Source organism: Alkalicaulis satelles, assembly GCF_008630495.1.
GTDB lineage: Bacteria > Pseudomonadota > Alphaproteobacteria > Caulobacterales > Maricaulaceae > Oceanicaulis > Oceanicaulis satelles.
Window position 1 is genome coordinate 200,510 of the sequence record NZ_VWOJ01000004.1, and the last position, 20,952, is coordinate 221,461.

The 20,952-nt window shown below is 65.9% G+C and carries 21 protein-coding genes; 13 read left to right on the forward strand and 8 right to left on the reverse strand.

What is annotated here, in order from left to right:
* Positions 1 to 65: 65 nt before the first annotated feature.
* Together F1654_RS12475 and F1654_RS12480 are read left to right on the forward strand one after the other, a co-directional pair.
* Positions 66 to 431, forward strand: a complete 366-nt coding sequence (locus F1654_RS12475) for a response regulator (protein ID WP_150023940.1) — start codon at positions 66 to 68, stop codon at positions 429 to 431.
* A 10-nt stretch (positions 432 to 441) separates the two neighbouring features.
* Positions 442 to 1,794: a PleD family two-component system response regulator gene (locus tag F1654_RS12480; RefSeq protein ID WP_150023883.1), complete on the forward strand. Its 1,353-nt coding sequence runs from the start codon at positions 442 to 444 to the stop codon at positions 1,792 to 1,794.
* A 51-nt stretch (positions 1,795 to 1,845) separates the two neighbouring features.
* Here F1654_RS12480 and rpmG read toward each other — a convergent pair whose 3' ends face one another.
* The 6 genes from rpmG to topA all read right to left on the reverse strand — a co-directional run bounded on the left by rpmG (position 1,846) and on the right by topA (position 9,576).
* Positions 1,846 to 2,013: a 50S ribosomal protein L33 gene (gene rpmG, locus F1654_RS12485; protein ID WP_009800672.1), complete on the reverse strand. Its 168-nt coding sequence runs from the start codon at positions 2,011 to 2,013 to the stop codon at positions 1,846 to 1,848.
* Positions 2,014 to 2,124: 111 nt separating this feature from the next.
* Positions 2,125 to 3,291, reverse strand: a complete 1,167-nt coding sequence (locus tag F1654_RS12490) for an MFS transporter (RefSeq protein WP_150023884.1) — start codon at positions 3,289 to 3,291, stop codon at positions 2,125 to 2,127.
* Between the two features lie 97 nt (positions 3,292 to 3,388).
* Positions 3,389 to 4,000: a hypothetical protein gene (locus F1654_RS12495; RefSeq protein ID WP_150023885.1), complete on the reverse strand. Its 612-nt coding sequence runs from the start codon at positions 3,998 to 4,000 to the stop codon at positions 3,389 to 3,391.
* Positions 3,997 to 4,701: an NUDIX domain-containing protein gene (locus F1654_RS12500; protein ID WP_150023886.1), complete on the reverse strand. Its 705-nt coding sequence runs from the start codon at positions 4,699 to 4,701 to the stop codon at positions 3,997 to 3,999. Before F1654_RS12500 ends, F1654_RS12495 begins: the two co-directional genes overlap by 4 nt.
* Positions 4,682 to 6,946: a ribonuclease R gene (gene rnr, locus F1654_RS12505; protein ID WP_150023887.1), complete on the reverse strand. Its 2,265-nt coding sequence runs from the start codon at positions 6,944 to 6,946 to the stop codon at positions 4,682 to 4,684. Before rnr ends, F1654_RS12500 begins: the two co-directional genes overlap by 20 nt.
* Positions 6,943 to 9,576 carry a type I DNA topoisomerase gene (topA, locus tag F1654_RS12510; RefSeq protein ID WP_150023888.1) on the reverse strand — a complete coding sequence of 878 codons (2,634 nt, stop codon included), beginning with the start codon at positions 9,574 to 9,576 and terminating at the stop codon, positions 6,943 to 6,945. Before topA ends, rnr begins: the two co-directional genes overlap by 4 nt.
* A gap of 145 nt (positions 9,577 to 9,721) precedes the next feature.
* On the opposite strand from topA, the gene F1654_RS12515 reads away from it, so the two are divergent.
* From F1654_RS12515 to F1654_RS12525, 3 genes are all read left to right on the forward strand, one after another.
* A complete protein-coding gene (locus tag F1654_RS12515) occupies positions 9,722 to 10,039 on the forward strand; it encodes a hypothetical protein (protein WP_150023889.1) in 318 nt (105 codons plus the stop codon).
* A gap of 62 nt (positions 10,040 to 10,101) precedes the next feature.
* Positions 10,102 to 11,109 carry a tRNA dihydrouridine(20/20a) synthase DusA gene (gene dusA / locus F1654_RS12520; RefSeq protein ID WP_150023890.1) on the forward strand — a complete coding sequence of 336 codons (1,008 nt, stop codon included), beginning with the start codon at positions 10,102 to 10,104 and terminating at the stop codon, positions 11,107 to 11,109.
* Complete coding sequence (locus F1654_RS12525; protein ID WP_150023891.1) at positions 11,106 to 11,921, forward strand: sulfite exporter TauE/SafE family protein; 816 nt, start codon at positions 11,106 to 11,108, stop codon at positions 11,919 to 11,921. The genes dusA and F1654_RS12525 overlap by 4 nt, the downstream gene beginning before the upstream one ends.
* 1 nt (position 11,922) lies before the next feature.
* Here F1654_RS12525 and F1654_RS12530 read toward each other — a convergent pair whose 3' ends face one another.
* Entirely contained in the window at positions 11,923 to 12,114 is a 192-nt protein-coding gene (locus tag F1654_RS12530) for a DUF1289 domain-containing protein (RefSeq protein ID WP_150023892.1), read from the reverse strand.
* A 129-nt stretch (positions 12,115 to 12,243) separates the two neighbouring features.
* On the opposite strand from F1654_RS12530, the gene F1654_RS12535 reads away from it, so the two are divergent.
* Positions 12,244 to 13,524, forward strand: coding sequence for a NupC/NupG family nucleoside CNT transporter (locus F1654_RS12535; protein WP_150023893.1), 1,281 nt, complete (start codon positions 12,244 to 12,246; stop codon positions 13,522 to 13,524).
* On the opposite strand, the gene F1654_RS14130 is transcribed toward F1654_RS12535, so the two are convergent.
* Complete coding sequence (locus F1654_RS14130) at positions 13,521 to 14,243, reverse strand: acyltransferase (protein WP_150023894.1); 723 nt, start codon at positions 14,241 to 14,243, stop codon at positions 13,521 to 13,523. The genes F1654_RS12535 and F1654_RS14130 overlap by 4 nt on opposite strands.
* Positions 14,244 to 14,266: 23 nt before the next feature.
* Here F1654_RS14130 and F1654_RS12545 point away from each other — a divergent pair, with 23 nt between their 5' ends.
* The 7 genes from F1654_RS12545 to F1654_RS12575 all read left to right on the forward strand — a co-directional run bounded on the left by F1654_RS12545 (position 14,267) and on the right by F1654_RS12575 (position 20,945).
* Entirely contained in the window at positions 14,267 to 14,542 is a 276-nt protein-coding gene (locus tag F1654_RS12545) for a DUF3253 domain-containing protein (protein ID WP_150023895.1), read from the forward strand.
* Entirely contained in the window at positions 14,529 to 15,140 is a 612-nt protein-coding gene (locus F1654_RS12550; protein WP_150023896.1) for a uracil-DNA glycosylase family protein, read from the forward strand. The genes F1654_RS12545 and F1654_RS12550 overlap by 14 nt, the downstream gene beginning before the upstream one ends.
* A 168-nt stretch (positions 15,141 to 15,308) precedes the next feature.
* The gene (locus F1654_RS12555) at positions 15,309 to 16,367 is read left to right on the forward strand and encodes a Leu/Phe/Val dehydrogenase (RefSeq protein WP_150023897.1); all 1,059 of its coding nucleotides are present in this window, start codon (positions 15,309 to 15,311) and stop codon (positions 16,365 to 16,367) included.
* Between the two features lie 45 nt (positions 16,368 to 16,412).
* Positions 16,413 to 16,838 carry a PAN/Apple domain-containing protein gene (locus tag F1654_RS12560; RefSeq protein WP_150023898.1) on the forward strand — a complete coding sequence of 142 codons (426 nt, stop codon included), beginning with the start codon at positions 16,413 to 16,415 and terminating at the stop codon, positions 16,836 to 16,838.
* A gap of 109 nt (positions 16,839 to 16,947) precedes the next feature.
* Positions 16,948 to 18,033 (forward strand): DUF2336 domain-containing protein, encoded by a 1,086-nt coding sequence (locus F1654_RS12565; protein WP_150023899.1) that lies wholly within the window; start codon positions 16,948 to 16,950, stop codon positions 18,031 to 18,033.
* A gap of 81 nt (positions 18,034 to 18,114) precedes the next feature.
* Complete coding sequence (locus tag F1654_RS12570) at positions 18,115 to 19,713, forward strand: peptide chain release factor 3 (protein WP_150023900.1); 1,599 nt, start codon at positions 18,115 to 18,117, stop codon at positions 19,711 to 19,713.
* Entirely contained in the window at positions 19,710 to 20,945 is a 1,236-nt protein-coding gene (locus F1654_RS12575; RefSeq protein WP_150023901.1) for a mechanosensitive ion channel family protein, read from the forward strand. The genes F1654_RS12570 and F1654_RS12575 overlap by 4 nt, the downstream gene beginning before the upstream one ends.
* Positions 20,946 to 20,952 lie beyond the last annotated feature (7 nt).

The window sequence follows — 20,952 nt, forward strand, 5'->3', positions numbered from 1 at the left end:
TGGATGGTCATAGCTCACGTCAAAGGCGGAGCGATTGGGGAAAGCGCGGGCTCATGCTGCAGGTCATGTCCAAGAAAGTTCTGATCGTTGAAGACAACGAGCTGAACATGAAGCTTTTTCGTGATCTGCTCGAAGCGCACGGATTTGAAACCGTGCAGACCCGCGAAGGGCTCAAGGCGCTGGATATGGCGCGCGAGCACAAGCCGGACCTCATCCTCATGGACATTCAGCTGCCCGAGGTTTCGGGGCTGGACGTGACCAAATGGATCAAGAATGACGAGGCGCTGGCCGGCATTCCCGTGGTGGCCGTCACCGCTTTCGCCATGAAGGGCGACGAGGAGCGGATCCGCCAGGGCGGTTGCGAGGGCTATTTGTCCAAGCCGATCACCGTGGCCAGCTTTATCGAAACCGTTCGCAAGTTTCTCGGCTAGGGAGGCGCCCATGAGTGCGCGTGTCCTAGTCGTCGACGATATCGAGACCAACCGCCGCCTTCTGGAGGCGCGGCTGAGCGCTGAGTATTTCGAAGTGCTCCAGGCCGCAGACGGTCATGAGTGCCTCAAGCTGGCGCAATCCCACGAGCCGGATCTGATTCTTCTCGACGTGATGATGCCCGGCATTGACGGGTTCGAGACCTGCCGGCGGCTGAAGGCTGAGCCGGCCACGCGCCATATCCCGGTGGTGATGGTGACCGCGCTGGACCAGCGCAGCGACCGCATTCGCGGGCTGGAAGCGGGCGCGGACGATTTCCTGACCAAGCCTGTGGACGATGTGGCGCTGTTTGCGCGTGTGCGCTCGCTCTTGCGCCTGAAGCTGGTGATGGACGAGCTGCGCCTGCGCCATCGTGAACGCGAGTGCGAGGCTGAGCCTGATGCGCCCTTGCAGGGTGGCGCGGTGCTGGTCGTGGGCGCTGACGCCCCGGGTGCAGAGCGCCTGGCCGCCCGTTTGTGCGAGCCGTTCACCGCGCGCGCGGTCAGCGATCCGCGCGAAGCTGCGTATCTGGCCGGTGAGTTCGACCTGATGATCGTAGACGTTTCCAATCCGCGTTTTGACGGGCTGCGCCTGTGCGCGCGGGTGCGTTCGGATGCGGCCACGCGTCAGCTGCCGATTCTGGCGGTGGTGGAGGCCGATGACCGGCGCACCATGGTGCGCGCTCTGGATCTGGGCGTGAATGATGTCATCGCCCGGCCCATTGACGCCGGCGAGCTGGCGGCCCGCGCGCGCACCCAGATCCGGCGCAAGGCCTATGCCGACACCCTGCGCGACCGTCTGGACGAAAGCCTTGAGATGGCGGTCAAGGATCCGCTGACGGGCCTGTTTAACCGCCGCTATGCACTCTCACGTCTCAATCAGGCGCTGGACGGACTGGCCGCAGGCGGAGAGCCGGTGTCGGCCGCTCTGATCGATATCGACCATTTCAAGCGCATCAATGACACGTTCGGCCACGCTACGGGCGATGCGGTGCTCAAAGGCTTCTCGGCGCGGCTGATGAGTGAGCTCAGGGCGGTGGATATCGCGGCGCGTTTTGGAGGGGAAGAATTCATCCTGATCTTCCCGGGCGCGCAGGTCAGAGAAGCAATGGAGGCTGCCGAGCGTGTGCGCGCAGCCGTGGCGCGAGAGCCTTTCCCGGCGCCAGAGGGCAGAGAGGCCATTTTGGTCACCCTGTCAGCAGGCGTGGCTGAGGCGCGTCCGGGTGACGACGTTGAAGACTTGCTCGCGCGCGCTGACAGCGCCCTTTACGAGGCCAAAGCCTCGGGGCGCAACCAGGTGGTGGACGCCAAGAAAAAGGCCGCGTGAGCCCACGCGGCCTTGTTTCATTCAGGCTGGGTCGATCAGAGCAGGCAAGGCCTACTTGATCTTGCCTTCCTTGAACTCGACATGCTTGCGCGCGACCGGGTCGTACTTCTTGAGCACGAGCTTTTCGGTCATGGTGCGGGCGTTCTTCTTGGTCACGTAGAAATAGCCCGTGCCCGCCGTGGAGTTCAGGCGGATCTTGATGGTTGTCGGCTTGGCCATGGTCGAAACACCCGGTCAGAAATGATGGCGCGCCGGAGACGGCTCCGGCGCTTTCGAGCCGCGGAACATACGCACGCGCGCGCCGGTGTCAATGCTTGTGAGCCTTGAGGTTCAGCGCTCGCGCGAACGGCCCGCGATCACCAGATAGGCGGCGGCGAACAGCGCCAGGGCGACCAGCATGCCCCAGGGATTGAACGCGTCCATGGCTGCGCCTGCGCTGACCGGTCCGGCCAGCGAACCCATGCCATAGGCGAAGATGAAGGCGGCGTTGGCGCTGGCCAGCTGTCCGGGCCGCACCCGCTCGCCGATCAGGGCAAGGCCCACCGTATAGAAGGCGCTCGCCACCCCCACATAGAGGAAGATCATCGGGTAGAGCGCCCACAGCCGCGCGCCCGACAGGGCGATCAGCAGCGCCAGCACCACCGCCGCCGCCGCGATCAGGCGCAGCGTGGTCAGCCGGCCGACCCGGTCAGCGAAGCGCCCGATGGGGATCTGCATGGTGATGGCGCCCAGAGCGCCCACGGCGACCAGCAAGCCCACCACGGTTTCGGTGAAGCCCAGCCGCTCGGCATAGACCGGGACCAGAGCGAACACGCTGGTTTCCAGCGCTCCGAATACAAAGCCGGCGAGAATCGCCACCGGCGCCAGGCGCGCCGCGTTCCACAGCGCCAGCGGACCGGCCTCGGCCCGGTCAGGCGCTTCCAGTTCCGGCCCGCGTAGGAGCAGGAGCGGAACGGCGCCCAGAAGGAAGATCGCCCCGCCTGCAATCCAGGGCGCGAAGCCCTGCGCGCCCAGCACGGCGAGCAATATGCCGCCGGACCCGAACCCGCCGGACAGAACGGTGGCGTAGACCGCCAGGAGGCTCGCCCGGCTTTCCGGTTTGGCGAGCTGGTTGATCCAGGTCTCGCTGGCCACAAAGATCACCGTGACCGCCAGCCCGATCACGAAGCGCAGGACAAACCACACCACCACATCAGGCAGAAAGGGGAAGGCAATGATGCCCACGCCCGTAAACGCGGCGCAGGCCACGATGGTCAGGCGCGGCGGCGTGCGCGCCAGCAAGGGCGGGATCAGGGGGGTGGCCACGATGGTGGACAGGGCCGCAGCGGCGGCGTTGAGCCCCACCACCGCGCCGGATCCGGTCATGGCTTCCAGATTGAGCGCCACCAGCGGCATCAGCAGGCCGAAGCCGCACCCGGCCATGGCCGCGCACAGGATCGCTGCGCATAAGGAGCGGGTTCGGCCCAGAGCCGGATCGGTGAGAAAACGCAGTGCCATGATGGCGCGGCTATAGAGCGCAATCCGAAAAGTGGGAACCGGTTTTCGGATAAATTGCGCTCCGGTTCATAGACTAGGAGCGTGTGGCCTGACGCAGTCAGGTCAGATCACGCTCTAGCGGTTGGATAAGCCGCTGTCCCGCCCGAAATGTCACCTTGACCGGTGCTGTGTCCGGGTCTGTCAGGGCGTGGGCGAGGAAAGGTTCCAGGGACGGATCGTCAAGGCTCCCGGCAGATTGCGGCGTGAGCCAGACCAGGCGCTCGCACCAGCCGCGGCGCTTGAGCGAATTGGAGACGGCGCTGAGCGGCGCGGAGAACACGCGTACATGGCGCCGCCGTGGCATGTGCGCAGGATCAATCGCGCGCCCCAGAAAACGCAGAGCGGCCCGGTCGGGCATCAGCCCGTGCCGCGCCATGCGGCTCCAGCCGCCGTCCCTGGCCAGCACCGCATCAGCAGGCGCAGGCCGGGCGATGAGCTGGCCCAGGTACTCGAACAGCGCGCGCAGCGCTGCATCCTGAAATGCGCCAGAGCGGATTTCCGCCGCCCCCAGCCAGACCCGCGGCAGGGCCGGCGCAGCGCCAGCGCCATCGCCGCGTTCAGGCCGCACGCACGGTACGATCAGAGAGCCGTCATTGCGGCCAAGGGCAAGGCGTCCTGTATGGGGATCGGCCAGCACCAGGGCGGCGAAATCAATTGCGCGCGCGCTCATACCTCATCCACCCTGGGGCCTTTGGAGGTGACGCGCGCACAGCGCACTGGAGCGCGCTTGCCGTCGAGATGGGCTTCGAGTTCCGACAGGACGAAGCGGGTGATGATCGGTATGTCGAGATGGCGCGCCTGATCCAGCGCCACCCAGCGCAAATCCTCCAGCTCGCCATTGCCGGAGAGGCTCGCCTCGCCATGAACCTGATCGGCGTCGGCGCGGAAGAACCAGGCGTCGAAACGGCGCGTGCGCCCCGGCGGGGTGATGGCGCGCGCCACCAGATCCAGCGCGGCGGCGTCCGGCTTGACGCCCGCATCTGCAAACGGCTTCCAGGCCGGGCGGGGGCGCTCGATGGTTCCAGGGCGCGCCAGCAGAAGGCCGGTCTCTTCGGCGGTCTCGCGCAAGGCGGCTGCGGCTGCGGCTCGGGCGCGGCGCTCGCTGAGCACCCGGGTGAGCACGGCCTGAACCTCCTCGCGCACTTCGCGCGCCAGCGGGGCGTAGCCGTCAGTACGGTCCACCCGCCCGCCGGGGAAGACATATTTCTGCGGCATGAAGACATGCCCGCCCGAGCGCCGCCCGAACAGGATTTCCACCGAGCCGTTTTGGCGCGCGCGCGTCAGAATCAGGGAGGCGGCCAGGCGCGGGCGTTGCACCGGCGCTGTTGCGCCGGGCGGGGCAGGGCGGGGTCTAGCGTTTGCGTCGGCCATGGCTTTTCTTCTGGGATCCGCGCCCGCGCCGCTCAAATCCTCTGGAGCCTGAGCGGGCGTGCCCGCGGCCCTGATCGGGACGGCCCGGTTCGGGAGGCGTCAGCATGTCGAATATCAGCCCGCCCGTCACGGGCGTGGCTTCCACCAGACGCACCTTGACGCGCATGCCCAGCCGGAAGCGTCCGCCCGTTTTCTGCCCGATCAGGGAATGGGCGGATTCGTCATGGGCGAAATACTCCTCGCCCAGCTGGGAGATGGGACACAGCCCGTCCGCGCCTGTTTCATCCAGGCGTACAAACAGGCCAAAGCGCGTGACGCCGGTGATGCGCCCGTCAAACTCCCCGCCTGTGCGCGCAGAGAGCCAGCTGGCGATAAAGCGGTCCACCGCATCGCGCTCGGCGGCCATGGCGCGGCGCTCATTGGCGCTGGTTTCCTCGGCGATGGCTTCCAGCTCGCTGCGCTCCTCGTCGCTCTGCCCGTCATCGCCCAGCCCGTAAGCGCGGATCAGGGCGCGGTGAATGGTCAGGTCCGCATAGCGCCGGATCGGCGATGTGAAGTGGGAATAGCGCCCCAGATTGAGGCCGAAATGGCCGATATTATTGACGTCATAGACCGCCTGGGACTGGCTGCGCAGCACCACCTCGTTGACAGTCTCATAGTGCTCGGAGCCTTCGGCGGCCTTGAGCACCACATTGAAGCGCGCTGGCGTGACCCGGTCGCCGCGCGCCCATTTCAGGCCCACCTGGGGCAGGAACTCGGCCAGATTGTCCAGCTTCTGCGTGCCCGGCTCGTCGTGGATGCGATAGATCTGGGGCGTGCGCTTGTCTTCCAGCGCCTCGGCGGCGGCCACATTGGCCTGGATCATCATTTCTTCGATCAGCTTGTGGGCGTCGAAGCGCTCGCGCAGCTTCACCCCTTGCACCGAGCCGTCCTCGCCGATGACGATCTTGCGTTCAGGCGCGTCGATCTCCAGCGGTTCGCGCCGCGAGCGGGCGCGTCTGAGCGCGCCATAGGCCCCCCACAAGGGCTTCAGCACGTCCTCAAGCAGGGTTTCCGCCTTGCCCTTGCCGCGCCCGTCTATCGCGTCCTGGGCTTCCTCATAGGACAGCTTGGCCGCCGAACGCATCCAGCCGCGCATGACGGTGTGGCCCTTCTTGGCGCCGTCGCGGTCGAACACCATGCGCACAGCCAGGCACGGGCGCTCCTCGCCTTCTTTGAGCGAGCACAGATCATTGGACAGCCGCTCGGGCAGCATGGGCACCACCCGGTCGGGCAGATAGACCGACACGCCGCGCTTGCGCGCGCCCCGGTCAAGCGCCGAGCCGCAGCGCACATAGGCGGCCACGTCCGCAATCGCCACGATCACGATCCAGCCGCCCGAATTGGCCGGATCCTCGTCAGGCGCAGCCCAGACCGCATCGTCGTGATCGCGCGCGTCCTGGGGGTCAATGGTGATCAGCGGCACGTCGCGCAGATCGGTGCGCCGGCCCATGCTGACAGGACGGACAGCCTCGACTTCCTTGAGTTCGGCATCTGAAAACCCGTCCGGCACGCCATGTTCGGCCATGGCGATGATGGACCCGGCGCGCGGGCTATTGGCCGAACCGATCACCTCTTCGATGACCGCGGTCTTCAACCCGAAGCGGCGTTCAGAGGCGATGCGCACGCTGACCAGATCACCGTCACTGGCCTTGCGGGTCTCTCCGCGCGCCGGCACCAGTTCATGGCGCGCGCGCCGGTCCACGGGAACCAGGCGGGCTTCGCCGGGACCGGACTGGCGCAGGACGCACAATATGCGCTCGGAGGCCTGGCCCAGCACACGCATCACCTCGGCGTCATAGCCGCCTTCCTCGTCCGGGGTCAGGCGCGCCAGCACCCTGTCGCCAACCCCTGCCGGGCGCGAGCGTCCCGATTTCTTTTCAGGGACAAGGCGGATCACCGGGCCTTGCAACTCGGCCTTGACGGGGCGGCACAGAAACTCGCCGTCCACATCGCGGTCATAGACCTCAAGCACGCTGACCGCGGGCAGGCCTCCGGTCAGGTCATAGGCTTTTGCGCCGGTCTTGCGGATCGCGCCTTCGGTTTCCAGTTCGCGCAGCGCGTCTTTCAGGGCGCGTTTCTGGTCGCCCGACAGGCCCAGCGCCCGGGCCAGCTCGCGCTTGGTGAACCGGCCCTCGCCAAGCTTGACCGCCTCGATCAGACCCTTGCGGGTGAACCCGTGCTCTTCATAGGGGTCGCGGCTCAAGACGCATCCTTCTTGGCGGTTTTCTTTGCGGGGGCTTTCTTGGCGCCCGACTTCTTGGCTGGCGCCTTCTTGGCGGCAGGCTTTTTCGCCGCCGGTTTCTTGGCCGCCTTGCGCGCCGGAGCCTTCTTGCCGCCCTTGGCCGCTTTCTCGGCGATCAGGATGACGGCTTCATCCATTGTGATGGCTTGCGGATCGGCGCCGCGCGGCAAGGTCGCATTGATCTTGCCATGCTTCACATAGGGGCCATAGCGCCCGCTCATCACCTGAACCGGACCGCCCTCGGACGGGTGTTCGCCCAGCTCCTTCAAGGGCGCTGCGCCCGCGCCGCCGCGCTGGCCGCGCCCGGCTTTTTTCTGGGCGATCAGGTCCACCGCGCGGTTCACCCCCACCTCGAACACCTCTTCGGCATTAGGTAGGTTGGCGTAGGTCGAACCATGGCGCACGAACGGGCCATAGCGCCCGATGCCCGCCTCAATGGGCTCGCCGTCTTCGGGGTGCAGGCCGACCAGTCGCGGCAGGTCGATCAGCTTGACCGCCTGTTCAAACGTCAGATCAGCCGGGCTCCAGCCCTTGGGCAGGGAGCCGCGCCTCGGCTTGTCCTCGCCCTGCACCTGCATTTCCAGATAGGGACCAAAGCGGCCGTCCTTGAGATAGATGGTCGCGCCGGTCTCCGGATGCTCGCCAAGGGCGCCGTCGCCATTGGCGCTGGCGGGCGCTTCGCTGGTCCCCAGGGGGCGCGTATAGCGGCAGTCGGGATAGTTGGAGCAGCCCACAAACGCCCCATGCTTGCCCAGGCGCAGCGAAAGCGTGCCCACATTGCACGACGGGCATATCCTCGGGTCGGAGCCGTCCTCTCGCGGGGGATAGATCAGCGGTTCGAGGGCCACATTCATCGCGTCGATGACATTGCCCACTCTGAGATCGGCGATCCCCTCCACGCTGGCGGAGAAATCACGCCAGAACGCGCGCAGCAACTCCTTCCAGTCCAGCTCGCCGGCCGAGACCTTGTCGAGCTGGTCCTCCAGTCCTGCGGTGAAATCGTATTCCACATAGCGCTTGAAGAAGTTTTCCAGGAAGGCGATCACCACCCGGCCCTTGTCCTCGGGCACGAAGCGATTGTCCTCCATACGCACATAATCGCGATCACGCAGCACGGTCAGGATGGAGGCGTAGGTGGACGGCCGGCCAATGCCCAGCTCTTCCATTTTCTTGACCAGCGAGGCCTCGCTATAGCGCGGGGGCGGCTGGGTGAAGTGCTGTTCGGCGAAGGTCTGTTCCGCTTTCGCGCCCGCGCCCTGGCGCACGGCGGGCAGGCGCATCTCGCCCTCATCCTCTTCATCGTCGCGGCCCTCCTGATAGAGGGCGAAGAAGCCGGGGAACACCACCACCGAGCCCGTGGCGCGCAGGGCCAGCGAGCCGTCAGCATTCTCGATATCGATGGTGGTGCGCTCAAGGCGCGCGCTTTCCATCTGGCTGGCCACAGCCCGCTTCCAGATCAGGGCGTAAAGCCTGGCCTGGTCGGCTTCCAGGCGTAGCGAGTCCGGGCTGCGCGAAAAGCTGGTGGGGCGGATGGCCTCGTGGGCTTCCTGGGCGTTGCGCGCCTTGGAGGTGTAGAAGCGCGGCTTCTCGGGCACGAAGTCGGGACCATGCTCGTTCTGGATCACCGCGCGCGCTTCGGCCACGGCGCCGGAATCCATCGAGACGCCATCGGTCCGCATATAGGTGATGAGGCCCACCGTCTCCCCGCCGATTTCCACGCCCTCATAGAGACGCTGGGCGGCGCGCATGGTGCGCTGGGCGTCAAATCCGAGCTTGCGGGCCGCCTCCTGCTGCAGGGTGGAGGTGGTGAAGGGCGGGGGCGGATTGCGCTTTGCCGGCTTGGCCTCGACCGAGGCGATAGACAGGCTTGCTGAGCGGATGGCCGCTTCGGCGGCGCGCGCGCGCGTCTCTTCGCCGATGGTCAGCCGGGTGATCTTCTCGTTCTCGAAGCGTGACAGGCGGGCGCGGAACACCCCTTGGGCGCCCTGTGCGGCGAGGTCGGCCTCAACCGACCAGTATTCCTGAGCCTTGAAGCTCTCGATCTCACCTTCACGCTCGGTGATCAGGCGCAGGGCCACCGATTGCACGCGTCCCGCAGAACGGGAGCCAGGCAGCTTGCGCCACAGCACCGGCGACAGGGTGAAGCCCACCAGATAGTCCAGCGCCCGGCGCGCCAGATAGGCTTCCACCAGCTCCATATCCACATCGCGCGGACGTTCAAGCGCCTCGCTGACGGCTTTCTTGGTGATGGCATTGAAGGCGACCCGCTGGATACGCTTGTCCTTGAGTGCGCGTCGCTTGGTGAGCGCTTCGAGCAGGTGCCAGGAAATGGCTTCGCCTTCCCGGTCCGGGTCAGTGGCCAGGATCAGGGTATCGGCGTCTTTCAGGGCGTCGGCGATGGCCTTGATGCGCGTCTGGGACTTGGGATCGACCTCCCAGTCCATCGCGAAATCCTCGTCAGGGCGCACCGATCCATCCTTGGCGGGCAGGTCGCGCACATGGCCGAAGCTGGCCAGCACGGTGAAGTCCGCGCCCAGATATTTGTTGATGGTTTTGGCTTTGGCCGGGGATTCAACGACAACGACGTTCATTTCGGGAGCGACTCACAAGCGGCGCGGGAACGATGCGCGGTTCATCCGGCGCAGCGGCGGCGGAAAGTGGGTGAAGGCCTGCATGGAGTCAACATGAGCGCGCCGGGGAACGGCCCCTTGCATTTAAGGGTGCAATCTGACATCCATGCTGCCACTAGTTGTTACGCCAGATTGTTTCGCCGGGCAGGTCATGCAGATGAGCAATAAATCAGCCCCTTTGCCAGACAGTTATCTCATGATGACCGATCCCGCTCCGGCGGAGGAAGCGGCCGGATATCTGATCGAGATGCTCAACTCCATGGCGGCATTCGCCCATAAAAGCAATCTCAGCAATAGTTCTGTCTTCCTCAATGCGGCCGCTACGGTGGTGTGGCAGGAGTGCCAGTTGCGCACGAGCGGCCCGCCGGAATTCCGCGAAGGTGTAGAGATCGCCTGGCCGGAGGGTTTTGCGCCGCTGGACTGACCGGTTCGCCTTCCGTCAAGGCTGATTTGCTCTTGCCTGTCTTCCGGCGTACATGGCGCGCCATGACCGCACGCCCTGTAACCCCTGCACCGCTTGACCGCCGGTTTTGCGTGGCGCCCATGATGGACTGGACCGACCGGCATTGCCGGGCCTTCCATCGCGTGCTGACGCGCCGTGCGCTGCTCTACACCGAGATGGCGGTGGATCAGGCGGTGTTGCGGGGCGATGCGGCGCGCCTGATCGGGTTTGACCCTGCCGAACATCCCGTGGCGATCCAGCTGGGCGGGTCGGACCCGGACGATCTGGCCAGGGCGGCGCGCATCGCCGAAGGTTTCGGATATGCCGAGATCAATCTCAATGTGGGCTGCCCGTCTGACCGGGTGCAATCGGGCCGCTTCGGCGCGTGCCTGATGCGCGAACCTGAACTGGTGCGCGACTGCCTGCAGGCCATGCGCGAAGCGGTGAGCGTGCCCGTGACCGTCAAGCACCGTCTGGGCGTGGATGATCAGGATCCGCGCGAGACCCTGTTCGGCTTTGTGGAGACGGTGGCGAAAAGCGGCGTGACCAGTTTTATTGTCCACGCCCGCAAGGCCTGGCTGGACGGGCTGAGCCCGAAAGAGAACCGGGACATTCCGCCGCTGGACTATGATCTGGTGCGTGAGCTGAAGGCCGCGCGACCGGAGCTGGAGATCATCCTCAATGGCGGATTGGCCGATCTCGATCAGGCGCTGCGTGAGGGCGAGGGGCTGGACGGTGTGATGCTGGGCCGGGCGGCCTATCACACGCCTTTCCTGATGAACGAGGTGGATGTGCGCGTCTATGGCGAGCCGCTTGAGGCGCGAACGCCTTCTGACATCGTTGCAGCATACCGGCCCTATATGGAGGCGCGCCTGAGCGAGGGCGTGCGTCTGAACGCCATGACGCGCCACATTCTGGGGCTTTTCGCCGGCCTGCCGGGCTCGCGCCAGTGGCGCCGGATCCTGTCAGAACAATCCCACCGCCCTGGCGCGGGCTGGGACGTGGTGGAGGCGGCGCTGGACGCCGTGGCGGAGGCGCGGGCGGCGGCATGATCGAGACCTATGGAGCCTTCATCCTGGCGCTTCTGGCTGTGGGCGCCTTTGCCGGGCTGATCGCCGGGCTGTTTGGCATCGGCGGCGGGGTCGTGATGGTCCCGGCCATGTATTACACGCTCAAGCTTCTGGGCTATCCCGATCACGCCATGCATGCCGCGGTGGGCACCTCGCTGGCGGTGATCGTGGTCACTTCATTGCGCTCGGTCGCCGCCCATGCGGGCCGCGACGCGGTGGATTTCAAGGTCTTGCGCCAGTGGACGCCCTGGATCGTGCTGGGCGCGCTGGCCGGATCGGCGCTGGCCGGCGCCATCCCGACGCGCGGCCTGGTGTTCATTTTCGCCATCATGGCGCTGATCCTGAGCCTGCAATTCTTCTTCGGTCGCGGCGACTGGCGCTTGGGCGACGATCTGCCCGGCCAGCCCTGGCGAGCGGGACTGGCGGGCTTTATCGGCGTGCTATCTGCGCTGATGGGCATTGGCGGGGGCGTGTTCGGCGTCACGCTGATGACGGTGTTCGGCAAACCCATTCACAAGGCGGTCGCCACGGCGGCCGGGTTCGGCGTGGCGATTGGCGCGCCCGCCGCGCTGGGCTTCATCGTCACTGGCTGGGCGGTGGAGGGCCGCGCCCCGCTCTCGCTGGGCTTTGTCAGCCTGCCCGGCTTTGTGATTCTCGCCGCCGCCGCCGTGTTCGTGGCGCCGCTGGGGGCGGCCCTCGCGCACCGGCTCAACGCTGCGCGCCTGAGACAGGCCTTCGCCATCGGCCTGGCGCTGGTGGCCGCCAACATGATGCGCTCGGCGATCTGGGGCTAGCTCAGGCTTTGTGACCGGCCTCATAAGCTGTGCGCCTTGCCTCAAGCTTCGGTTTGACCGCCTCGCGTTCAGCGTCGCTCATGCGCGTCCAGCGGCCCAGCTCTTCAAGCGAACGGAAACAGCCCACGCACACTTTGTGCGCGGGATCGACGAAACACACCTTGATGCAGGGCGTCCAGATCGGTTCGGTCATGGGCGCTAGATGGCGCCTCTGCGCGGCGCGGGCAAGCATGGCTGGCCAAGCGCGGCGGTTTGGGTATGTTGCGGCTTGGTGACGGGGAGGGCGCGCCACGCGCGCCATAAAGCGGGGAAGCATACGGCCATGATCGAAGACCTCGGCTTGCAGGCGCGCAGTTTCCTGGGCGTGTTCGCCTTTCTGGCCATCGCCTGGGCGCTGGGTCCGCGCAAGTCCATCCCCTGGGCGCTGATCGCCGGCGCGGTTGCAGTCCAGTATGTCATCGCCGTCGCCCTGTTCAGCTTTGCGCCCACACGCGCTTTCCTGTCCTCGCTGACCGGCGTGGTGGAGGTGCTGCAGGCCGCGACCACCCAGGGCACAAGCTTCGTGTTCGGTTATCTGGGCGGCGGCGAGAGCCCGTTTGTGGTGCGTGAGGGGGGCGAGCAATTTCTGTTCTCCTTCGCCTTCCAGGCCTTGCCCATGGTGATCGTGCTGTCTGCACTGTCCGCGCTGTTGTGGCGCTGGCGGGTGCTGGAGTTCGCCGTGCGCGGCTTTGCGCTCCTGTTCCGGCGCATCCTCAATCTTTCCGGCGCGGCGTCGCTGGGTGCGGCGGCCAACATCTTCCTGGGCATGACCGAAAGCCCGGTGCTGATCCGGCCGCGCCTGCCCACTATTTCGAAATCCGATTTGTTCCTGATCATGACGGTGGGCTTCTCCACCGTGGCGGGCTCGGTGATGGCGATCTATGTCAGCCAGCTTTCGGGCGTCCTGCAGGACGCGGCGGGTCATATCCTGACCGCATCGCTGATCTCGGTGCCGGCGGCCGTGGTGCTGGCTCGTCTGATGCACCCCCAGGACGAGGCCGCCGGCGAAGCGGGCAAGGAGAAAATCCCGGTCAATCTCTACCACTCCTCCATGGACGCCCTGACCACGGGCGTGTCGGACGGCGTGCGCCTGTTTGTGAACATCATCGCCATGCTGCTGGTGTTCACCGCGCTGATCGCGCTGTTGAACTTCATGCTGGGCGGGTTCCCGGACGTGTTCGGCGCGCCGCTGACGGTGGAGCGCGCGCTGGGCTGGGTTTTTGCGCCGCTGGTCTGGCTGGCGGGCGTGCCCTGGGCGGAATCCCAGACGGCGGGCTCGATCATGGGCTTCAAGACCGCGCTCAACGAGATTTTCGCCTATGACGCGCTGGCGCGCTTCTCTGACGACATGTCTCCGCGCACCCGCCTGATCATGACCTACGCCGCGTGCGGGTTCGCCAATTTCTCATCGGTGGGCATTCTCATCGGCGGGCTGATCGCCGTGGCGCCCAGCCGGCGCGAGGACATCCTCAAGCTCGCGCCGCGTGCGCTGATCTCGGGCACGCTCGCCACGCTGATGACCGGCGCGGTAATCGGCGCGCTGCCCATGGTCTTGTTCGGCTAGTCACCGGCCTTCGGCCAGAGTTTCGTGCGCAGCCAGCCCAGGGTGGAATTGCCCTTCAGGGCGTCCTTGTAGGCGTTCTCCATGAAGGCGTTGAGGCCCTTGGGATCGCCCAGCAGATCCATGCGGGTCTTGAACGGCCCGTCCGGGTCCAGCGCCTTGACCGGACGGGCGGGATTGCCGGCGGCGACCGTGTTGGCGGGCACGTCGCGGGTGACCACGCTGCGCGCGCCGATAATCGCATTGTCGCCAATCGTGACGCCCTTGCCCACAAACGCGCCGTCTCCGATCCACACATTGCGACCGATTGTGACCGGGCGGCTCTCGGGGCGCGGATCGATGCGGTCATACGCCCCGTGCCAGTCGCTATCGGTGATGGTCACAGACTTGGCGATCAGCGCGCCGTCTCCGATGGTGATGGATCCGCCCGCGAGAAGGCGCACTCCGCCGGCAAAGAAGCAGCAATCGCCAATGGTGATGGCGCCTTGCGCATCGCCCGGGGACCAGACGGTGAAGCTGACCGGCTGGTCGCTGCGGGTCACCACATGCAGGGCGCGTCCCACGCGGATATTGGGGCCGAACACTTCCAGATTCCAGGGCCGCACGATCTTGGCGTCCGGCCCCAGCGCCTCGAAATGGGGGGTGAGGAAGCGCTTCGCCCAGGCGTTCTCGAACGCTTCCCAGAGTGAATGCATCCAGTATGGGCGGTGGTCACGGCGCATGGGGCGGGATATGGGTGTGAGGCATGAGTGAAGACCGGATTGAAACTGCGATTCTCACCCTCGCCGAGCAGCGCGGGTCTGGCAAATCCATTTGCCCGTCCGAAGCCGCGCGCGAGGCTTTCCCCCAGGACTGGCATGGGCGGATGCGCCATGTGCGCGCCGCTGCTGTTCATCTGGCCCGTCAGGGCCGGGTGGTGATCCTGCGCAAGGGCAAGCCGGTGGACCCTGAGAATTTCAAGGGCGTCTATCGAATCGCCATCGCTCCAGACGCGCCAGCCGCGCCCGATGCCGGGGTCTGAGGCGCGCGAGACGTTCGAGGCCGTGCTGGCCGAGGCGCGCGATTGCCGCGTCTGTCAGGCAGCGCTGGCCCATCCCTGCAGGCCCGTTGTGCAAGGCGCGTCAGCCGCGCGCATCCGCATTATCGGACAGGCGCCCGGCGTGCGGGTTCAGGCCAGCGGGCGGCCCTTCACGGACCCGTCCGGCGACCGGCTCAGAGACTGGATGGGGGTGAGCGAAGCCGAGTTCTATGATGGCTCGCGCATCGCCATTACGCCCATGGGGCTGTGCTTTCCAGGCCTCGACAGCAAGGGCGCGGACCGGCCGCCGCGGCGCGAGTGCGCGCCTTTGTGGCAAGACCGGTTCACGCGCGCCCTGCCTGATGTGCGCCTGACCTTGCTTGTGGGCGCTCACGCCCAGCGCTGGCATCTGGGTGAGCGGGCCGGACGGACCCTGACACAGACGGTATTGCACTGGCGAATGTATCTGCCTGACTTTATTGCGATGCCGCATCCCAGCTGGCGTAATAATTCGTGGCTGGCGCGTAACCCGTGGTTTGATCAAGCGCTTTTGCCCTGGCTGCGGATACGCATTCGCAGCATTCTTGACGGACAGGCTTGACCGGACAATTCCCCAGCAGAGCCCAAGGCTTGCGCCACACGGGCGCGCCCTGTATCCCGCCCGCGCAGATTACCGGGGACGTCAGTCCGCACCCGCCGACATCAAGAAGCGGCGGCGGTTTGATGTTTCCCCGCCTTGTTCCGGTTTCGCCGCTTGAAGGACTCCCCCATGAGCGTGTTTGAACATCCCGCCTTTGATGATCACGAGAAAATTCTCTTCGCCGCTGACCCGGAAACGGGCCTGAAGGCCATACTGGCGGTGCACTCCACCGCACGCGGGCCGGCCGTGGGCGGGTGCCGGATGTGGAGCTATGCCAGCTCCGCCGAGGCTCTCACCGACGTGCTGCGCCTGTCCCAGGGCATGAGCTACAAGAACATCATGGCGGACTTGCCCATTGGCGGCGGCAAGAGCGTGATCATGCGCCCCGAGGGCGAGTTTGACCGCGAAGCGTTGTTTGAGGCCTTCGGGCGCGCGCTGGAATCGCTCAACGGCGCCTATATCTCGGCCGAAGACGTGGGCGTGTCTCCTGCGGACATGGTCTCGGCGCGCCGCGCCACGCGCCATGTGGTCGGTCTGCCGGACGGCACGGGCGATCCTTCTCCGGTGACGGCGCGCGGCGTTTTCATGGGCATACAGGCTTGCGTGGAACGCGGCCTGGGCAAAGCCGATCTCAATGGAGTTCGCATTGCGGTGCAGGGCGCCACGGGCCATGTGGGCGCCTATCTGTGCCGCCATCTGGCCGAAGCCGGAGCTGAGCTGTTCCTGACGGATATCAAGGCCGATCCCCTGGAGGCGCTGGCGCGCGAGCTGGGCGCTCAGGTCGTGACTGATCCGAACGCCATTTATGACGTGGACGCCGATGTGTTCGCTCCGTGCGCGCTGGGTGCGGTGATCAATCCGTCCACCATCGGGCGGCTGAAAGTGAAGATCGTGGCCGGAGCGGCCAATAATCAGCTGGAAACGCGTGATATGGGCAAGGCTCTGATGGAGCGCGGTATTCTCTATGCGCCCGACTATGTCATCAATGCTGGCGGCATCATCAATGTGATGGGCGAGCTGGACGCGCGCTTTGACGCCAAATGGGTCAGTGGCAAGCTGGAAACGCTCAAGTCCACGCTGGGCGAGATCATCGACACCGCCGCCAGCCAAAGCCGTCCGGCCAACCAGATCGCCGACGAGCTTGCGCGCGAGCGCTTGTCCGAAGCAGCACTGGCCAAGGCGGCCTGAGGTCCGGCAATCAAATCCTAACGCATGAACAGGCAGGATCGGGTCATGAACAGCCTGATCCTGTCTTTGATTCTGCTGGGCGCATCGCCCGCCGGCCCACTGGGCGCGGTGATGGCTGATTATGAGCGGCGCGGTCCCTTGATCGACCGTCCGGACGGGCTGGCTGAGCTGAGCGCGCGCGCCTGCGCCGCGGTCTGCGCCCTCAATGAGGGGTGTGCGGCCTGGAGCTGGCGCCCGGCTTTCCCTGATCGTCCAGGCGGTTGTGCGATTCTGGGCGCAGTGACGCCGGCCCGCTTCTCGCCCGGCTCGGTGACCGGGCTGTCGCCTTCCATCATCGCGCGCATAGACGCCGCCGCCGAGCGCGCGCCCAATGCGCGTGAACGCGCCGCGCTTGAAGCGCTGGAGGCCTCAGACCGGGCCCGTCCTGCGCCGCAGCGCCGACCGTCGGGCGCCGGGCTCGCCGGGGGTTAACGCTCCGGCAATCCTGGCGCGGGTTTTCGCTCGCCTTCTTCAGCGCGCCACGCTTTCTTTACCCGGCCCTGTCAGGCTGGATGGGTGTTTCCTCAGGAGCTGTGCGCGCATGCCTGTCTCGTCGCGTCTGAACAAGCTGGCGGATCTGGCGCGGGAGAAATCCTCCGAGCGGCGCCGGGCGCTGCTGCGCGAGGTGACCGATCTGTTCTTTGAAGAACAACCCGCGCCTGCGGGCCAGGTGCAGGCCGAGTTTGATGCGGTGCTTCAGGCGTTAGCCAGTCAGACCGCAAATAGCGCGCGCGCCGAACTGGCAGAGCGGTTCGCCGACAGCGCCTTGGCGCCGCGCGGGTTGATCTTGCAGCTGGCGCGTGACGCCATCGAGGTGGCCGGGCCGATCCTGTCGCGCTCTAAAGTCCTGAAGGATGAGGATCTCATCACCATCGTCCATGAGCGCGGCCAGGATCATATTCGCGCCGTGGCGGGCCGTGAGGGGCTGGGCGAAAAGCTGTCCAGCGCCATTGTGGAGCGTGGCGATGACCGCGCGGTCAAGGCTCTGGTGAATAATCCCGGCTCGCGCCTGAACCGTGAGGCGTTTGAAGCGGTGACCCGGCGCGCCGAGGCCAGTCCAGACCTTCAGGCGCCGCTTGTGGCGCGCGCCGACACGCCTGCAGACCTCCTCAACGACCTCATGCTGGTGGTGGAAAACCATCTGCGCGACAAGATCATGTCGCGCTTTGACAGTCTCGAGCCCGGCGTGCTCGAAGCCGCGCTCGCCGCTTCCCGCCAGCGTTTGTCTTCGCGCATGGCTGAAGACAAGGAACTCGCCGAAGCGCGCCGCTTCATCGCCGCCAAGGCCATGCGCAAGGAGCTCGATGGCGGGCTTCTGGTCCGTCTCCTGCGCGAGAAGAAGCGGGTTCATTTCGCCGCCGGCTTCGCGCAGATGACCGGAGTGGACTACACCGCCGCGCGCAGGGCGCTGGAGCATGACAGCCCGGACGGGCTAGCCCTGATCTGCAAGGCGGCGGGACTGGACAAAGCCCTGTTCGTGACCGTGGCGGTATTGCGCGCCGGCGCGGGCGAGCACGCCTTCACCGATGCGCGCGATCTGGGCAAGGCTTATGACGATCTGGACGCGGAAAGCGCTGGAAGGGCCATGCGCTTCATGAAGCTGCGCAAGGACGCGCAAGCGGCCTGAAGGGGTTTCCCGGCCCCTGTGCTCTTGAAAGCGTGCTCTGCCTCGGTTACCTCGCGGGACGCTAACCGCTAGGGATCATCCATGACCGCCGCTTCAGCCGGGCCCGAATGGGCGCGCCGGCGCACCTACGCCATCATCTCTCACCCGGACGCGGGCAAGACCACGCTGACCGAGACGCTGCTTCTGGAAGCCGGCGCCATCCGTCTGGCCGGACAGGTGCGTGCGCGCGGCCAGAACCGGCGCACGCGCTCGGACTGGATGAAAATCGAGCGTGAACGCGGCATTTCGGTCTCGGCCTCTGTGATGACCTATGACTATCGCGGCTTGCTGTTCAACCTGCTCGACACGCCCGGCCACGAAGACTTCTCCGAAGACACCTACCGCACCCTGACAGCGGCTGATTGCGCCATCATGGTGCTGGACGCGGCCAAGGGCGTGGAGCCGCGCACGCTCAAGCTGGTGGAGGTGTGCCGCCTGCGCGACATCCCGATCATCACCTTCATCAACAAGATGGACCGCGAAGCGATGGAGGTCACCGACCTCCTCGACGATATACAGGACAAGCTCGCGCTGGACGCCGCGCCCATGCAATGGCCGTGCGGCTCCGGCCAGCGTTTTCGCGGCGTGGCGGATCTGAAGCGCGACAGCTTTATCCTCTACCGCCGTCCCGGCGCCGATGATGAGGAGACTGAGCCCAGCGAACGCTTTGATCTGACATCCAATTCCATCACGTCGGCTCTGTCGGCGGAAGAGCTGAACGAGGTGCGCGAAGGCGCGGAGGTGGCGCGTGAACTATGCGCGCCCTTCATCGACCAGAGCTTCCGCGAGGGCCATCTGACCCCGGTCTATTTCGGCTCGGCCCTGCGCCGGTTCGGCGTGCGCGAACTGCTCGACGCCATCGCCGAGATTGCGCCCGGACCCCAGCCCCAGGCGGCCAGCGGACCGTCGGATGCGCTGGAGCCCGGCGGCAAGGAAGTGGCCGGCTTCGTGTTCAAGGTGCAGGCCAATATGGACCCCAATCACCGCGACCGGGTGGCCTTTGTGCGTCTGGTCTCGGGGGCGTTCCGGCGCGGCATGAAGCTGAAGACCGATAGCGGCAAGCAGTTGACTGTGGCCAATCCGATCCTGTTCTTCGCCTCCGACCGGGAGATCGCCGACGAAGCCTTCGCAGGCGATGTCATGGGCGTGCCCAATCATGGCGTCTTGCGCGTGGGCGACACGTTGTCAGAGAGCGGCAAGTGGCGCGTGTCTGGCATTCCCAACTTTGCGCCGGAAATCCTGCGCCGGGCGCGACTGAAAGACCCGCTCAAGGCCAAGCACCTGAAAAAGGCGCTGGAATCGCTGGCTGAAGAGGGTGTCACCCAGCTCTTCCGCCTGCAGACCGGCGGGGAGTTTGTGATCGGCGCGGTGGGTGCGCTGCAGATCGATGTGATGGCCCAGCGCGTAGCCGATGAATACGGCATCGAGGTGGTGTTCGAGCCCTGTCCCTTCGAGACGGCGCGCTGGATCCGAGGAGACGCGGCCAAGCTCGACGCCTTCATCGACCGCCACAAGACGGCCATCGCCGAGGATATCGACGGGGCGCTGGTATTTCTGGCCAAATCGGCCTGGGAGGTCAGCTACTCGCAGGAAAAATGGCCTGACGTCACCTTTGATACGACACGGGAGCGGGCGGCATGACAGAAGCTGGCGATAACGGTCTGATCACAGGGGCTGAGACGCTCTGGGAGATCGTGGTGCGGGTCTGGCAGACCAGCTTCGCCGGGTACAATGTGGGCGACGGCCTGATCGCCATAGGCGTTCTGGCGCTGGCTTTCATGGTGCGCGGGCTGTTCTCCCATGTAGTGCTGCGCCGGCTGATCGCGTTTTCCGAACGCACAGACAACAAGCTCGACGGGAAGCTGATCGCCGCCTTGAAAGGCCCGGTGAAGCTGATCCCGGTGATCATCGGGGTCTATATCGCTTTCACCATTCTGGACCTGCATGCCGACTCTGCGCCGGTGGACGGGACGCAGGTGGTCGAGACGCTGGTGATCATTGCTCTGTTCTGGGCGCTGCATAACGCCATCATGCCGCTCAGCCATCTCATGACGCCGCTGCGCGATGCGCTGACGCCGGTGATGGTGGACTGGCTGGCCAAATTCCTGCGCGTCTTGTTCATCGTCATCGGCGCGGCCGCCGCCCTCCAGATCTGGGGCATTCCCGTCGCGCCGGTGCTGGGCGGCCTCGGCCTTCTGGGCGTCGCCATCGGCCTGGGAGCCCAGGACCTGTTCCGCAATCTGATTGCGGGCATCCTCATCCTGACCGAGAAGCGCTTCGTGCCCGGCGAGTGGATCCAGGTGGACGGGGTGGTGGAAGGTACGGTGGTGCAGATCAATTTCCGCTCCACCCTGATCCGGCGCTTCGATCGAAGCCCGGTCTTCGTGCCCAACTCCAAGCTGGCCGACAATGCGGTGACCAATTTCACCCGCATGACCCACCGGCGCATCCGCTGGATCATCGGGGTGGAGTACAAGACCACCACCGCACAACTGCAATACATCCGCGATCAGGTGCTCGATTTCATCCTGACCCATCCCGAATTCGCCAAGCCGCCGGAAGTGGCGACCTTCATGCGGGTGGACAGTTTTGGTCCGTCCTCCATCGACTATCTGCTCTACTGCTTCACTCACACCACCAATTGGGGCGAGTGGCTGCGGCTCAAGGAAGAGCTGGCCTTCGCAGTCAAGCGCATCGTGGAAGAGGCCGGAACCGGCTTCGCCTTCCCCTCCACCAGCATCTATATGGATGATGGCGCGGAAGTGTTCGTGCCGCCCGCCGTGCGCCAGCACGCCGGTGAAGCGCTTCAGGCGCCCCAGGCCGACGCCATCGCGCGGGGCGAGGATGGCGGCGGTGATGGGGGCGGGCGCTGACCGGCCG